The sequence below is a fragment of the Rhizomicrobium sp. genome (genome assembly GCA_037200385.1).
Lineage (GTDB): Bacteria > Pseudomonadota > Alphaproteobacteria > Micropepsales > Micropepsaceae > Rhizomicrobium.
Genome location: JBBCGL010000001.1, coordinates 3,291,143 through 3,305,701 on the forward strand (window position 1 = coordinate 3,291,143; position 14,559 = coordinate 3,305,701).

Annotated in this window: 18 protein-coding genes; 11 read left to right on the forward strand and 7 right to left on the reverse strand. The window is 66.7% G+C overall.

Annotated elements, in window-relative coordinates; translation table 11 throughout:
- Positions 1 to 2 precede the first annotated feature (2 nt).
- The 4 genes from rimP to metK all read right to left on the reverse strand — a co-directional run bounded on the left by rimP (position 3) and on the right by metK (position 3,065).
- Positions 3 to 491, reverse strand: coding sequence for a ribosome maturation factor RimP (rimP, locus tag WDM91_15615; protein ID MEI9996023.1), 489 nt, complete (start codon positions 489 to 491; stop codon positions 3 to 5).
- A gap of 153 nt (positions 492 to 644) precedes the next feature.
- Positions 645 to 920: a hypothetical protein gene (locus tag WDM91_15620; protein MEI9996024.1), complete on the reverse strand. Its 276-nt coding sequence runs from the start codon at positions 918 to 920 to the stop codon at positions 645 to 647.
- A gap of 30 nt (positions 921 to 950) precedes the next feature.
- Positions 951 to 1,778: a tRNA (guanine(46)-N(7))-methyltransferase TrmB gene (locus tag WDM91_15625; protein MEI9996025.1), complete on the reverse strand. Its 828-nt coding sequence runs from the start codon at positions 1,776 to 1,778 to the stop codon at positions 951 to 953.
- Positions 1,779 to 1,874: 96 nt separating this feature from the next.
- The gene (gene metK / locus WDM91_15630; GenBank protein MEI9996026.1) at positions 1,875 to 3,065 is read right to left on the reverse strand and encodes a methionine adenosyltransferase; all 1,191 of its coding nucleotides are present in this window, start codon (positions 3,063 to 3,065) and stop codon (positions 1,875 to 1,877) included.
- A gap of 121 nt (positions 3,066 to 3,186) precedes the next feature.
- Between metK and WDM91_15635 the strand changes: the two genes are divergently transcribed.
- Positions 3,187 to 3,606 carry a GFA family protein gene (locus WDM91_15635; GenBank protein ID MEI9996027.1) on the forward strand — a complete coding sequence of 140 codons (420 nt, stop codon included), beginning with the start codon at positions 3,187 to 3,189 and terminating at the stop codon, positions 3,604 to 3,606.
- Between the two features lie 210 nt (positions 3,607 to 3,816).
- Here WDM91_15635 and hslU read toward each other — a convergent pair whose 3' ends face one another.
- Together hslU and hslV are read right to left on the reverse strand one after the other, a co-directional pair.
- A complete protein-coding gene (gene hslU / locus WDM91_15640; protein ID MEI9996028.1) occupies positions 3,817 to 5,124 on the reverse strand; it encodes an ATP-dependent protease ATPase subunit HslU in 1,308 nt (435 codons plus the stop codon).
- A complete protein-coding gene (hslV, locus tag WDM91_15645) occupies positions 5,121 to 5,657 on the reverse strand; it encodes an ATP-dependent protease subunit HslV (GenBank protein MEI9996029.1) in 537 nt (178 codons plus the stop codon). The genes hslU and hslV overlap by 4 nt, the downstream gene beginning before the upstream one ends.
- Positions 5,658 to 5,718: 61 nt before the next feature.
- On the opposite strand from hslV, the gene WDM91_15650 reads away from it, so the two are divergent.
- The 5 genes from WDM91_15650 to WDM91_15670 all read left to right on the forward strand — a co-directional run bounded on the left by WDM91_15650 (position 5,719) and on the right by WDM91_15670 (position 11,367).
- Positions 5,719 to 6,543 (forward strand): HAD family acid phosphatase, encoded by an 825-nt coding sequence (locus WDM91_15650; protein ID MEI9996030.1) that lies wholly within the window; start codon positions 5,719 to 5,721, stop codon positions 6,541 to 6,543.
- Between the two features lie 4 nt (positions 6,544 to 6,547).
- Positions 6,548 to 7,582: a hypothetical protein gene (locus WDM91_15655; GenBank protein MEI9996031.1), complete on the forward strand. Its 1,035-nt coding sequence runs from the start codon at positions 6,548 to 6,550 to the stop codon at positions 7,580 to 7,582.
- Positions 7,583 to 7,660: 78 nt separating this feature from the next.
- A complete protein-coding gene (locus WDM91_15660; protein ID MEI9996032.1) occupies positions 7,661 to 9,451 on the forward strand; it encodes a diguanylate cyclase in 1,791 nt (596 codons plus the stop codon).
- Between the two features lie 69 nt (positions 9,452 to 9,520).
- A complete protein-coding gene (hisB, locus tag WDM91_15665; protein MEI9996033.1) occupies positions 9,521 to 10,120 on the forward strand; it encodes an imidazoleglycerol-phosphate dehydratase HisB in 600 nt (199 codons plus the stop codon).
- 131 nt (positions 10,121 to 10,251) lie between these two features.
- A complete protein-coding gene (locus tag WDM91_15670; protein ID MEI9996034.1) occupies positions 10,252 to 11,367 on the forward strand; it encodes a ferritin-like domain-containing protein in 1,116 nt (371 codons plus the stop codon).
- A gap of 58 nt (positions 11,368 to 11,425) precedes the next feature.
- Here WDM91_15670 and WDM91_15675 read toward each other — a convergent pair whose 3' ends face one another.
- A complete protein-coding gene (locus WDM91_15675; GenBank protein MEI9996035.1) occupies positions 11,426 to 11,893 on the reverse strand; it encodes a GNAT family N-acetyltransferase in 468 nt (155 codons plus the stop codon).
- A 65-nt stretch (positions 11,894 to 11,958) separates the two neighbouring features.
- On the opposite strand from WDM91_15675, the gene WDM91_15680 reads away from it, so the two are divergent.
- From WDM91_15680 to WDM91_15700, 5 genes are all read left to right on the forward strand, one after another.
- Entirely contained in the window at positions 11,959 to 12,750 is a 792-nt protein-coding gene (locus WDM91_15680) for a class I SAM-dependent methyltransferase (GenBank protein MEI9996036.1), read from the forward strand.
- A 2-nt stretch (positions 12,751 to 12,752) separates the two neighbouring features.
- Positions 12,753 to 13,430, forward strand: coding sequence for a M24 family metallopeptidase (locus WDM91_15685; protein MEI9996037.1), 678 nt, complete (start codon positions 12,753 to 12,755; stop codon positions 13,428 to 13,430).
- Positions 13,431 to 13,491: 61 nt separating this feature from the next.
- Complete coding sequence (locus tag WDM91_15690; protein MEI9996038.1) at positions 13,492 to 13,623, forward strand: hypothetical protein; 132 nt, start codon at positions 13,492 to 13,494, stop codon at positions 13,621 to 13,623.
- Positions 13,624 to 13,681: 58 nt separating this feature from the next.
- The gene (locus tag WDM91_15695; protein MEI9996039.1) at positions 13,682 to 14,155 is read left to right on the forward strand and encodes an MmcB family DNA repair protein; all 474 of its coding nucleotides are present in this window, start codon (positions 13,682 to 13,684) and stop codon (positions 14,153 to 14,155) included.
- Entirely contained in the window at positions 14,142 to 14,528 is a 387-nt protein-coding gene (locus WDM91_15700; protein MEI9996040.1) for an MmcQ/YjbR family DNA-binding protein, read from the forward strand. The genes WDM91_15695 and WDM91_15700 overlap by 14 nt, the downstream gene beginning before the upstream one ends.
- Positions 14,529 to 14,559 lie beyond the last annotated feature (31 nt).

Genomic DNA, 14,559 nt, shown 5'->3' on the forward strand with positions numbered 1-14,559 from the left:
CCTTAAGAGCTTGCGCGCTTGCGCGCCTTCAAATCTTCCGCGATCAGCGCATCGGTCAGCACCAGCTTCGCCTCCGCGATACCGCGGAACGGCAGGACGAGGCGCTGACCCTGCGTCTCGATTGTGACATCCTGTCCTTCGAGGCCGAGCAGGCGGCCGCGGAACCGCTTGCGGCCGTCGATCGGCGCATGGAGTTCCAGCTTGGCCTCATGGCCCGCCCAGCGGGCGAAATCGGTGAGCCGGGTGAGCGGCCGGTCGATCCCCGGCGACGACACTTCGAGCTCGAAATCGCCTTCCAGCGGGCTCTCCTTGTCCAGGAAATCCTGCAGCGCGCGGGCGAGGATGGCGCAGCCTTCGACGTTCATCGTGCCGTCCGGCCGCTCGGCCATGATCTGCAGGGTCTTGGTGTTGCCGCCCATCAGGCGCAGGCGCACGAGCCGGAACCCAGCCGCTTCCACGGCGGGTTCGATGATCGGCTCAAGATGGGCCATGGCAGTGATCAAACGGACGCTGTCTTTCCGGTTGGCCGGGTCTGCCCGGCCGAAACCAATGTTTTTCCCGCGCGGCGATCCTTCCGGACCGCCACACAACAGTACGTTCTGTTGTCTGGGATGAGCGCTATGTACGCCCGGCAAGGGCCTATTTCAAGGCTGTTCTTGCGGCTTGCCGGCCGGCACGGGCCGGAGGTTGGAATTCACCGGCTGTGCGTCGGGATGGATGGTGCTGCCGTCGCCGACCCCGATCGTCACCTCGGCCGGCTGCCGGGCGACCGCCTTGTCGCCCGAAACGGTAAACGTAAAAAAGCACATGGCGAGACCGCAAAAGGTCAGCGTCGCGGCGATCAGCACCACGCCCATGTCCCAGATCGGGCTGGGTTGCTTGATATTGCCCTCGTCGTCGACCACGCCCATGAACAGCATTGTAACAAATCCTTTGCGGCAGAAAAACGGTCAGCGGCGCACAAAGCGAAGGAAGGCCGGCGGGCCGTGCAATTCCTTGGCTTCATAGCGGGTCGGCGGCCAGTCGGCCGGGCGGGTGTGCCAGTCGGACGGACCGGTCGCGGTCCAGCGGAAGGCGGGATGTGCCGCCAGCCGCTCCAGCGCGTAGGCGAGGTAGCCGGCGTCGTCGCTTGCGAAGCGCAGCTCCGCGCCGGGTTTGAGGATGCGGGCGAGCCTGTCGAGCATCTCCATCTGCAGAAAGCGGCGCTTGTGATGCCGCGTCTTGGGCCAGGGATCGGGGAACAGCAGGAAGAAGCGGCCGATGCTGGCATCGGGCAGCGCATCGATGATGTCGCGCGCGTCGTTCTCATAGAGACGGATGTTGGGGAGCGGGTGTTCCGCCAGCCGCGACAGGAGCTTGGCGGTGCCGGATTCGTAAGGCTCCGCGCCGAGCAGGCCGATATCCGGATGTTGCTCCGCCTGCCAATGCAGATGCTCGCCGCCGCCATAACCGACTTCGAGCCAGACGTCGGCGACCGTGAAATCACCTCCCCCTTGTGGGGAAGTCGAAAAATCGCACAGCGGAGCGACGCGATTTTTCGGGTGGGGGGCGGTGCCGGACGGAGCGAGCGGCCCCCCACCCGAAACGCTTCGCGCTTCGACCTCCCCACAAGGGGGAGGTGAAAAGTAGACGCGCGGATCGCTACCAGACTGAAGCCGCAGCGCCAGCTGCGGCAGCAGCGTTTCGCGCAGGTCCTGCTGATACGCCGAAAGCCTCGGCCCTTTGCGGCGGCCGTAGAGCTGGCCGCGCCGGCGCTCCTGGTGTTCGGTGTCGGTCATCCTTCGAGGGCCGCTACGCGGCCACCTCAGCATGACGCATTCCGGCTCGCGTCATGCTGAGGTGCTCCGCGAAGCGGAGCCTCGAAGCACGCATTGTCACACCGCGCTTTTCAGCGCGTCCGCGAGGTCGGTCTTCTCCCAGGAGAAGCCGCCTTCCGCGTCGGGCTCACGGCCGAAATGGCCATAGGCCGAGGTGCGGGCATAGATCGCCTTGTTGAGGCCCAGATGCGTGCGGATGCCGCGCGGCTTCAGGCTCATCAGCTCGGGCAGGATCTTCTCGAGCTTGGCCTCGTCGATCTTGCCGGTGCCGTGGGTGTCGACATAGACCGACAGCGGATCGGCGACGCCGATGGCATAAGCGATCTGGATGGTGCAGCGGTCGGCGAGGCCCGCGGCCACGACGTTCTTCGCCAGATAGCGCGCCGCATAGGCGGCCGAGCGGTCGACCTTGGTCGGATCCTTGCCGGAGAACGCGCCGCCGCCATGCGGGGCCGCGCCGCCATAGGTGTCGACGATGATCTTGCGCCCGGTGAGGCCGCAATCGCCGTCCGGACCGCCGATCACGAAGCTGCCGGTCGGGTTCACGTGCCACGCCGTCTTGTCGTTGATCCATTCGGCGGGCAGCGCCTTGCGGATATAGGGCTCGACGATCTTGCGGATGTCGTTCGAGGTCTGGCTCTCCTCGGTATGCTGGGTCGAAAGCACGATCTGCGTCGCCTCGACCGGCTTGCCGTTCTCATAGCGCAGCGTGACCTGGCTCTTGGCGTCGGGGGCGAGCGTCGGCTCCTTGCCGCCATGGCGCGCCGCGGCGAGCAGTTCGAGGATCTTGTGGCTGTAGAACAGCGGCGCCGGCATCAGCGCCGGGGTCTCGCGGCAGGCATAGCCGAACATGATGCCCTGGTCGCCCGCGCCTTCGTCCTTGTTGCCCGACGCATCGACGCCCTGCGCGATATGCGCGGACTGGGCGTGCAGCAGCACCTCGACCTTGGCGTTCTTCCAGTGGAAGCCGTCCTGCTCGTAGCCGATGGCCTTGATCGCCTGGCGCGCGGTCTCTTCGACCATCTCGGGCGTGATCGTCTTGGCGCCGCGGGTCTCGCCGGCGATCACCACGCGGTTGGTGGTGCACAGGGTCTCGCACGCGACGCGGATGTCCCACGGGCTCATCCCGGCCTTGACGCCCTCGCGGAAAAACAGGTCCACCACTTCGTCGGAAATGCGGTCGCTGACCTTGTCGGGATGCCCTTCGGACACGCTTTCACTGGTGAAGAGGTAGTTCTGCCGCGCCATGCCTTTGAACCCTTCTGAGCTTGGCGCCGCTTTTTGCAACAAATGCCCGTGGGGTCAACTGGCGCGCGCGGCCGGGCCGGATATAGAGTGTTCCACACCAAATCGGCTGGAGGAAAAGCCCATGACCGCGCCATTCGAGGGTGGATGCCGCTGCGGCGCCGTGCGCTACACGGTATCGGCCGAGCCGCTGGCGGTGATGAATTGCCATTGCCGCGATTGCCAATACGCCTCGGGCGGCGGATTTTCGACGGTGGCGGTCGTGCCGGCGGCGGCCTTCGCCGTGACCAAGGGAGCGCCGAAGCCGTTCACCGTCACCGGCGATTCCGGCAAGGAGATCACCCGCAGCTTCTGCGAGACCTGCGGCACGCCGCTCTACACGCAGCAGCCGGGCAGCCCGCTGGCGATCATCAAGGCCGGCACGCTGGACGATCCGAGCTGGCTGACGCTCGGCGGCGCGCTCTACACAAGTTCGGCCCAGCCTTGGTCGCATATCGACCCGGCCCTGATGCAGTTCGAGAAGATGCCGCCGGGGGCGGGATAAAACACCGCTGTCATCCCCGGCTGAGCGCGAGCGGAGCGAGCGCGAAGGGAAGGGGACCCAGGCGTCAAAGTCCGAACGGTGGCGAAAGAAAAACACGGCCCAAATCGTCGACGCCGAAACAGATTTCGTCGCCTGGGTCCCCTTCCCCTCATGCCGCTTCGCGGCATTCGGCCGGGGATGACAGCGGTGTTGGTGTCGCGGTAGCAGCAATCACAAAATAAACCGCGACAGGTCCTGATCCTTGGCGAGATCGTCGACGCGGCTGTGCACATAGGCGCCGTCGACCGTGATCGTCTCGCCGCCGCGCTCGCTGGCGGAGAAGCTGACCTCGTCGAGCACCCGCTCCATGATGGTCTGCAGGCGGCGGGCGCCGATGTTCTCGAGGCTGGCATTCACCTGCGCCGCGAGATCGGCGATGGCGGCGATGCCGTCCTCGGTGAAATCGAGCGCCATGTCCTCGGTCTTCAGCAGCGCCACATATTGCTTGATGAGGCTGGCCTCCGGCTCGGTGAGGATGCGGCGGAAATCCTCGCGGGTCAGCGCCTTGAGCTCGACGCGGATCGGCAGGCGGCCCTGCAGCTCCGGCAAAAGGTCCGACGGCTTGGCGATGTGGAAGGCGCCCGAGGCGATGAACAGGATGTGATCGGTCTTCACCTGGCCGTGCTTGGTGGCGACGGTGGTGCCCTCGATCAGCGGCAGCAGGTCGCGCTGCACGCCCTCGCGCGAAACGTCGCCGCCGCCGCGCATCTCGCTGCGGGCACAGATCTTGTCGATCTCATCGAGGAAGACGATGCCGTGATTCTCCACCGTGTGGATCGCATCGCGGACGATGGCGTCCTCATCGAGCAGCTTGTCAGCCTCCTCGGCGACCAGCGGGGCATGCGCGTCGGCGACGGTCATGCGCCGCTTCTTGCCCTTCTGGCCGAACGCCTTGCCGAACATGTCCGAGAGGTTGACCATCGAGATCTGGGCGCTGGGCATGCCGGGGATCTCGAACATCGGCGCGCCGCCGGCCTCCTTCATCTCGAGCTCGACCTCCTTGCCGTCGAGCTCGCCTTGGCGCAGCGATTTGCGGAAGCTCTCGCGCGTCGCGCCGCTCGACGATCCCACCAGCGCATCGAGCAGGCGCTCCTCGGCGCGGGCCTCGGCCTGGGCCTCGACCTCGCGGCGGCGCGCGGTGCGGACCTGTGCGATGCCGACCTCCAGCAGGTCGCGCACGATCTGGTCGACGTCGCGGCCGACATAACCGACCTCGGTGAACTTCGTCGCTTCCACTTTCAGGAACGGCGCCTGCGCCAGCTTGGCGAGGCGGCGCGAGATCTCGGTCTTGCCGACCCCGGTGGGGCCGATCATCAGGATGTTCTTCGGCAGCACTTCCTCGCGCAGCTCGGGGCCGAGCTGCTGGCGGCGCCAGCGGTTGCGCAGCGCGATGGCGACGGCCCGCTTGGCATCGTGCTGGCCGACGATGTAGCGGTCGAGCTCGGAGACGATCTCGCGCGGGGTGAAGGACGAGCTCATGCGGTGCCCAGGCTTTCGATGACGATGTTCTTGTTGGTGTAGATGTCGATCCCGGCGGCGATCTCGAGCGCGCGCCGGGCGATCGCCTCGGCCGGCAGGTCGCCATCCAGGATGGCGCGGGCCGCGGCCAGCGCAAAGGCGCCGCCCGAGCCGATGCCGATCAGACCGTCCTCCGGCTCGACCACGTCGCCGGTGCCCGAGAGGATGAACGAGGTCCTGGCATCGGCCACCGCCATCATCGCTTCGAGACGGCGCAGATAGCGGTCGGTGCGCCAGTCCTTGGCGAGCTCGACGCAGGCGCGCGCGAGATTGCCGGGATGCTGTTCGAGCTTGGCCTCCAGGCGCTCGGACAAAGCGAAGGCATCGGCGGTGGCGCCCGCGAAGCCGACCAGGACATCGCCTCCATTGGCACCCTTGCCGATGCGGCGCACCTTGCGCGCATTGGCCTTCATCACCGTCGTGCCCGCCGTGACCTGGCCGTCGCCCGCCACGACCACCTGGCCGCCCTTGCGCACCGAGAGGATCGTCGTCATTTCGCTTTTTCCGTCATGGCAACCCACCTAGTGTTGCGCGCCGTCCTTGTGAAGGTCACGCATGAAGTCCGGGATGTTCGTCGGCGCCATGGTCCTTGGCGCGATCGCGTTCGCCGCCGCGCCGGCCGCCGCCGCACCCCTGACCTATGACTGCCAGGCGCGGATGACAAGGGTCGAGACGATTCCGCCGGTCGCGCCGGGCGACACCCATCCCTGGCAGTGTCCGATGCCGGGCAAAAACCCCTCCAGCGCGGTGCATTGGCAGCGCAATTCGCTGGAATATTGCCGCATGGCGCTCAACGTCTACGACCAGGCCCTGAGTGCCGCGCGCCGGATGGCGAAGAAATATAAAGCGCATCAATGGATCGTGCTGATGGATGCCGACGAGACCGTGCTCGACAATTCGCTGTTCGAGCGCGAGCGCCTGTCCTGCGGCGGCGACTTCCAGGATGCGCAATGGGAAAGCTGGGTGGCGGCCGACATGGCGCGCGACGTGCCGGGGGCGGCGGCGTTCACCGCCGCGGTCCAGCATCTGGGCGGCCTGGTCGGCATCGTGACAAACCGCAAGGCTTCGGACGATGCGATCACCCAGGACACCCTCAAAAAAGCCGGAATCCATTTCGACTATGAGGTCGGCATGACGGATTCATCCGACAAGACGACACGCTGGCGCGGCGCGGTGACGGCGCTGGCGCGCAGATTCGGCGGCCATCCGAAGGCCGTGTTGTGGATCGGCGACCAGGTGACCGACTTCGCCGTCGTCGATGCGCAGGACGCGATCCTGCGCGCGATGGGCCAGGACGATCGCGGCGACGGTGGCGGCGACCACCTCTTCCTGCTGCCCAATCCGATGTATGGCGGCTGGTCGGACAATCCGGACCGCTGACGCGATGAAGACACTGCCCGAGATACCGTTCGCGGACATCCGCGGTGGAACATCGCTCGATCTGCTGAAGCGCTATCCCGACGGAGCACGGGCGCTGGCGCGCGCCGCGACCAATTCCTTCGGCTTCGCATCGCGCGTCGCGAGCGCCCTGGCGCTGCCGCTCGGCGACCGCGCCTCGCGCGCCTGGCTGGTGCGCGCCGGCAATCCCTTTCTTCCGGAGATCGATGCGCTGGCCGAGCTGCTGCAGATCCGCGGCGTCTATTTCCTCAATCTCTGTTTCGAATGGGGCTGCACCGGCGGCGTGTGGACCGGGCCGGACGGGCCGGTGATGCGCCGCGTGCTCGACTGGCCGTTCCCCGGCCTGGGCACCAGCATGGTGGTCGCGCTGCAATCCGGGCCGGCCGGCGATTTCTACAACATCACCTGGCCGGGTCTCAGCGGCAGCTTCCAGGGCTTTGCGCCCGGGCGCTTCGCCGCCGCGATCAACCAGGCGCCGATGCGCGGCCATCGCGCGGGCTATGCCGGCGACTGGCTGAAGAATCGCATCCAGGCGCGCAACGAATCGGGATTGCCGCCGGCGCATCTGCTGCGGCAGGTTCTGGAGCAGGCACCCGACTATGCGGCCGCACGGACGATGCTGAGCGAGACGCGGCTCGCCGTGCCGGCGCTCTTCCTGCTGTCGGGCACGCGCGACGGCGAAGGCTGCGTCATCGAGCGCACCGAGACCGAGGTCGTCCTGCGCCCGCTCGAGAGCCGCGCCGTCTGCGTCGCCAATCATTTCGAGAGCCGCATCGGCATGGGCGCCGCGGGCTGGCGCGCCCGGCCGATCGACAGCCTGGGCCGGGCCGCGGCGGCGCGGTCGCTGCAGGGCGGCGCGGAAGACTTCGCCTGGTTCCAGCCGCCCATCGCCAACCACAACAGCCGCCTCGCTTTCGTCGCCAATGCGGCGAATGGCGCGCTCGCGCTGATGGGCACGGCGGGCGCGGCGCCCGCGACGCAGGTCTTCCGCCTGCCGATGGGAACCTTCGGCAAGGATTGATTAACCACCGGCCCCGATGCGGCATGCATCGCCTGCCGCGTAGCGAACGGTTAACGGCCACGGGCGCAAGCTGTCGCCATGGACGCGTCGCAAGGCATCTTCGCGGGCGCGCGGTGGCGTACCGGATTGGGCAAGCGGGTCTTCGCCTGGCTCGCGCTGGCGAGCCTCATCTTCGCGGCCGTCACCGCCGGCCTGTTCGCCAGCATCGCACAGCTCGTCAGCAGCGCCGGCTGGATGGCGCACAGCTATCAGGTGATCGATGCGCTCGACCGCACCGAAGACGTCTTCACCGATGCGCAATCGGCCGAGCGCGGCTATGTCGCGACCTGCAAGCTCGCCCTGATCTCGCCGTTCCGCTCCGATCTGCCGCGGCTCTATTCGCAGATCTCGGTCCTGCGCGGGCTGACCGCCGACAATCCCGCGCAGCAGCGCCGCGTCGCGAGCCTGCATGCCGCGCTCAACGACGAGCTGACGCGCATGAGCGCGGTGGTGGCGGAGAATCTCGGCGGCGACTTGAAGGGCGCGCAGACGGCGCTCTCCGCGCCGGCCGACATCCATGCGACGCGCACGATCTTCACGATCATCGACGCGATGGAAGCGGAAGAGCGCAACCTGCTCGCCACGCGTCTTCACAACATCCAGCGCAATGCCGTGCTTGCGGTCACAACGTGCAGCATCGGTGTCGCCGGGAGTTTGGCGATCCTCGGCTTCCTGTTCTGGCTGATCCGGCGCGAAGTCCGGCGGCGCGAGGACAGCGAGCTGTCGCTGCACCAGAGCAACAGCCGGCTGGTCGGCTCGCTCGCGGCGCTGAAGCGCTACAACGAGACCGCGCGCTCGGTCGCCGTGCTCGGCGAATTGCTGCAGACCTGCCGCAACAAGGACGAGGCCATTGCGATCGCGGCACAGCATATCGAGCAGCTCCTGCCCGGCACGTCCGGGACCATCGCGGAGCTGCAGTCGTCTCGCGATCTCGTGGAAGTGATATGCACGATCGGCGACGCCAGCGGCTTTGCCACGCGCTTCGCGCCCGATGACTGCTGGGCGCTGCGGCGCGGCCGGTCGCATCGCTATCGGCCGGGAAGCGGCGAGCCGTGCTGCGCGCACCTGACCTGCGGCGGCGGCATGTCCGTTTGCCTGACCCTGTCGGCGCACAACGAGATGCTGGGCGTGCTCAGCCTGCAGACCGCGGATCCGGCGGGCCTCGACGGCGCAGCGGAGCAGGCGGTGCAGACCATCGTCGAACAGCTGTCGCTGACCCTGTCGAATCTCAGGCTCCAGGAGACGCTGCGCAACCAATCGATCCGCGATCCGCTGACCGACCTCTTCAACCGCCGCTACATGGACGAAGCGCTGGCGCGCGAGATCGCGCGCGCCGAACGGCATGGGCATCCCATGGCCGTCGCCATGCTCGATATCGATCACTTCAAGCGCTTCAACGACGCCCATGGCCATGACGGCGGCGACGCGCTGCTGGCCGCTTTCGGGCGCATGCTGACGGAGAATGCGCGGGCCGAGGACATCGTCTGCCGCTATGGCGGCGAAGAGTTCGCGGTGATCCTGCCGGGCGCCGGCCTGCGTGTGGCGAAGGATCGCCTCGAAACGCTGCGCCAGAAAACCAAGCATCTCGCCGTCCAGCTTCGCGGCCAGACGCTGGGCGGCGTCACCCTCTCGGCGGGCATCGCGATGTTTCCCGAGCATGGGCCGAACGGTGCCGTCCTGCTGCATGTCGCCGATACCGCGCTCTATCAGGCCAAACAGGAAGGTCGCGACCGCGTCGTGGCGGCGCCGACCGCCGAGGCGCTGCACGCGCTCGGCCGCCCTGCTGCCGCCGGCAGAGGCTCGCGCACCGGCACCGAAGGCGGGACGTAGCCTCGGCCCTTCGACACCATGCGGCGATTGCGATAATAAGCCTTGATTGCTTTGTTCGGGACAGGACGCATGCGCACCGCCACGGTGGAAAGAAAGACGCGGGAGACCGAGATCGCGGTTTCGCTCGACCTCGATGGGGCGGGCGAGGCCGACATCGATACCGGCATCGGCTTCCTCGACCACATGCTGGAGAGTTTCGGGCGCCACTCCATGATCGACCTGAAGGTCCGCGCCCAAGGCGACCTGCATGTCGACTTCCATCACACGACCGAGGACACGGCGATCGTGATCGGCCAGGCCGTGAAGAAGGCGCTGGGCGATTTCGCCGGCATCACGCGGTTCGGCGCGGCGACCATCCCGATGGACGAGACGCTGACCCGCGTGGCGCTCGACGTTTCGAACCGGCCCTACCTGGTCTGGAAGGTCGCGATCCCCAAGCCGAAGCTGGGGGAGATGGACACCGAGCTCTTCAAGGAATGGTTCCAGGCCTTCGCCCAGAACGCCGGCATCTGCCTGCACATCGAGAATCTCTACGGCGAGAACAGCCATCACATCGTCGAGACCTGCTTCAAGGGCCTCGCCCGCGCCCTGCGCCAGGCGATCGAACCCGATGAGCGGCTCGAAGGCGGCGTCGCATCGACCAAGGGGTCGTTGAGCGAAAAGATCTGAGCGAGAGAGCCGGACCATTTTCCCCCGTCACAACTGTGACGCCAGCGTCATCTTTTCTTGACTTTTGGGGGCTGAGCCTTCACAGTGACGCCATCGTCACTATTTCCACTGCGAAGCTTGCGGAGCCGCCCATGGTCCAGATCACCAAAGACAACGCCTATGACGCGGTGGCGCCCGACGATTTCCCGTCGATGCTGAATCCGGGCCGCTATGGCGTGCGCACGACGGCGTTCGACAAGATCATCAGCGCGACCCACGATCATTTCTGGGATCCGCTCGACAAGAAATACATCGATTTCACCGAGCCGTTCGACATCACCAGGGACATGATCCTCCCGCCGGATTTCTTCCCGATCTTCCACACCAAGCTCGGCGAGACGATGACCGAGGCGCAGAAGGTCAAATTCGCCAACGAAGCCGCGCGCTGGCAGCTTTCCGCCATCCTGCATGGCGAGCAGGGGGCGCTGTCGCTCTCGGCCTCGCTGTGCCACATCCTGCGCGACCCGGGCGCCCAGGAATATGCCGCCAACCAGGCGCGCGAGGAGGCCCGCCACGTCACCGGCTTCTCCAACTACATCCATGCCCGCTGGGGCTCGCCGCTGCCCTGCGGCCCGACGCTGCAGGCGCTGCTGACCGAAATGGTCGGGGCGCCGGAGGTCTACAAGAAGATCGTCGGGATGCAGATGCTGGTCGAGGGCCTCGCCATGGGCGCCTTCGCGACGCTGTACCAGAAGTCGCGCGATCCGCTGCTGGTCAAGCTGTGCCAGCTCGTGATGACCGACGAAGCCTTCCATCACAAATTCGGAAAGATCTGGGCCGACCGCACCATCCCCAAGCTGTCGAAGGAAGAGCAGGAGCTGGTCGAGGACTGGGCCGCGCAGTGCTTCCAGACGCTGCTGTTCAACCTGATCAATGCCGAGCAGATGCAGGTCGTCTATGCCAGCGTCGGCATCCGCTGGGAAGACGCCCGCGACGCGATCATGGCGGCCTTCACCGACGACGACCGCCGCGAGAGCATGAAGCAGTCCGCCAACATCTTCCGCGTCCTCGTCAAGACGCTGCTGAACGCCGGCATCATCACCGAGCGTACGCGCGCCTTCTACGGCATGTATGTCGACATGGACGAGCTCAAGAACGAAGGCGACCGCATGGTCGGCGACGACATCGCCGAGGAGGGGATCAAATATCTCCAGACCATCAATTTCGGCGACCGCAGCAAGGGCAACACACTGCTCGCAGCGGAGTGATTGCCAGGGCATTTGGAATGCGCGAACGGGCGGATCTCGCGATCCGCCCGCTTTGCATTCAGAGCCGCTTTTCCATCGCATAGTTGTGGATCGCGACACCGCGCACCGCGAAATCGCGGCGCTGCACCACCGCAAAGCCCTTCTTGATAAAGAACCGGCGCGCCGCTTCGCTCGCCTCGGTGTAGAGCCGCGGCAAGCGGCGCGTCTGCGCCACTTCTTCCAGCGCGTCGTAGAGCGCCGACGCGACGCCCGTGCCCGCCACCTCCGGCAGCGCGTAGAGGAAATCGATGTGGCCGTCGGTCTCCAGGTCGCCGAAGGCGAGGACCCGATCCGCGTCGTCGACCGCGACCAAGGCGTGGCGCCCGTCGCTCAGCTTTCCGTGCAGGCGCAGGCCGGCGTCCTCCGGTCCGGCCCAGGCCGCCACCTGCCCAGCCGTGTAGTCCTTCGCGCCGATCTCGAGGATCGCGCGGCGAAACACCATGCCGAGCTGCGCCGCGTCGCGCACGTCATAGGAGCGTATCCGCATGCGGCAAACCTGGCATGCCGGCCGCGCCATGGCCAAGCCGGAACGCTTGGCTTAAGCCGGAGGACATGACCGAGCGACATCACGACGGTAGAGTGGGCGACGGCAGTGCGGGCGACGCGAATTACGGCGTCATCGGGCAGGATTACGCGAAATTCCGCCAGCCCGATCCGCGCATCGCGGCGCTGATCCATGCCGCGCTGGGGGATGCCAGAACGGTGCTGAATGTCGGCGCCGGTGCCGGCTCCTACGAGCCCACGGACCGCGACGTTACGGCGGTCGAGCCCTCCGCGGCGATGCGGGCGCAGCGCCCGGCGCATCTGCCGCGCGCCATCGACGCGGTTGCGGAGCGCCTGCCCTTCCCCGACAAGAGCTTCGACGCGGCGATGACCACCTTCTCGGTGCATCAATGGCCCGACCTCGCCAAAGGCCTCGGCGAAATGCGCCGCGTCGCGCGCCGACCGGTGGCGGTGATGACCGGCGATCCGGCAGCGTTGACGAAGTTCTGGCTCACCGAATACGCGCCCGAGGTGATCGCGACCGAGGCGCGCCGCTATCCGACGGTCGCCGCCATCGCCGAGGGGTTGGGCGGCTGGATAGAGGTGGTCGACGTGCCGATCCCGCTCGACTGCCGCGACGGGTTCAACGAGGCCTATTACGGCCGGCCGGAAATGCTGCTCGATCCCGCCGCACGCTTGGCCTGTTCGGCCTGGAGCTTCGTCGATGCGGCTGCGGTGGCACGGTTCGAACGCGACTTGAAGCACGAGCTCGACAACGGTGCCTGGGATGCAAAATATGGTGCGCTGCGCCGCCAGCCGCAGTTCTTCGGCTCGCTGGTTCTCATCGTGTCGAGGCCTTGATCGTGCAAAGCGATAGCGCGCGCCGCGCCAATCTCGAAGCCGCCGAAGCGCGGGGCCTTGCGCTGTTCGATGCCATCGAACGCGCGGGCCTGATCGCGCCGGGCAAGCGCGAGGACGCATTGAGCGACGAGATCGCCGCCTTCGCGCGGGAACGCTTCGGCGTGACGCATCACTGGCACAAGCGCATCGTGCGCGCAGGGCCGAACACGGTGTGCATGTTCCATGAAAATCCGCCGGTGCACGCCATCGCGGCCGACGACCTGGTCTATCTCGACCTCGGGCCGGTGCTGGAAGATTGGGAAGCCGATCTGGGGCGCAGCTATGCGCTGGGCAGCGATCCCGAGAAGCAGCGTCTGGTGGCCGACCTGCCGCGCCTGTTCGACATCGTGCAGGCGCACTATCGCACGAGCCCCGACATCACCGCGGAAGAGCTTTACGCCTTTGCGCAAAAGACCGCCGCGCAGGCCGGTTGGATATTCGGCGGCGAGATCGCCGGCCACACGATCCACGGCAAATTCCCGCATGCGCCTGCGCCACGGGCGGGCCGGCTGATCACGGCGGGCAATGCGACGCGGATGCGCGATCCGGACGCCGCCGGAAACACGCGGCACTGGATTCTGGAGATCCATCTGGTGGACCGAGCCCGGAACTTCGGCGGCTTCTACGAAAGGCTGCTGTGAGGGCCGGTTGAGCCGCACGCCATCGCGGCTATAGGCTGGCAGCGGGGCGGCGGACGGGGCGATGGCCGGTATTGGATTGACTTTCGACAAGGCCGTCGGCCTGAAGCCGAAATTCGACGAGGCGGTTGCCGCCCGCAGCCTGGCTAAACGGGCGGCGCTTGGCGCCCTCCCAGCAAGACGCGACAGCATCTGATCTCGTCGGCATTGCGCTCGGCGGTTGAAATTCCGTTCCTATAATGTTCCAATCTCCTATGGCCATCACCTCGACAGCGACCGCCGCGGATGTGGCGCGCGGCGTCAGCCGGCTCCTGCTGCAACAGGGCTTCAGCCCGATCCTGGAATTCACCCTGGCGAATGGCCGTCGCCTGGACGTCGCAGCACTGGGCGCCGACGGCACGCTGCTGGGCGTCGAGATCAAGGTGGCGCTGGCCGATCTGCGCGGCGACACCAAATGGCCGGAGTATCTGGAGTTCTGCGAGCATTTCTTCTTTGCGATCCCGCCGGATTTTCCGGACGAGCATGTGCCGCCCGGCACCGGGCTGATCGTCGCCGACCGCTATGGCGGCGCGATCGTGCGACCGCCGATCCCGGCGCCCGTGCATGCCAGCCGCCGCAAGGCGGTGACGCTGCGCTTCGCCAAGGTCGCGGCCGACCGGCTGGCGCACCTGCTCGAACTCGCCGAGGATCCGCGGCAGAACACGGTGCTGCCCGATGCCGATCACTGAGGCCGTTTTGCGCAAGGTCGCGCTGTCCTTTCCCGGCGCGCGGGAGGAGCCGTCCTACGGCCAGCCCGCTTTCAAGATCGAGAAGAAGTTCTTCGTCCGCCTGCGCAAGGAGGACGCGTCCATTGTATGGGTCGTGGATTCGATCGACGAGCGCGATGCGCTTTTGGAGATGGATCCCGAGACCTATTTCATCACCGACCACTACAGGAACTATCCCAGCGTGCTGGTGCGCATCGCGCGGCTGAACGAGACGATGCTGCGCAAGATGCTGGAACGGCGCTGGCGCGCGGTGGCGCCGAAGAACGCGCGAAAGGCCCGGGACGCCACACCACCGAAGACCGAGCCCAAACCCGCGACGAAGAGACCTCGATGATCGCACGAGGTCTTCCGGCATCGAATCCAGC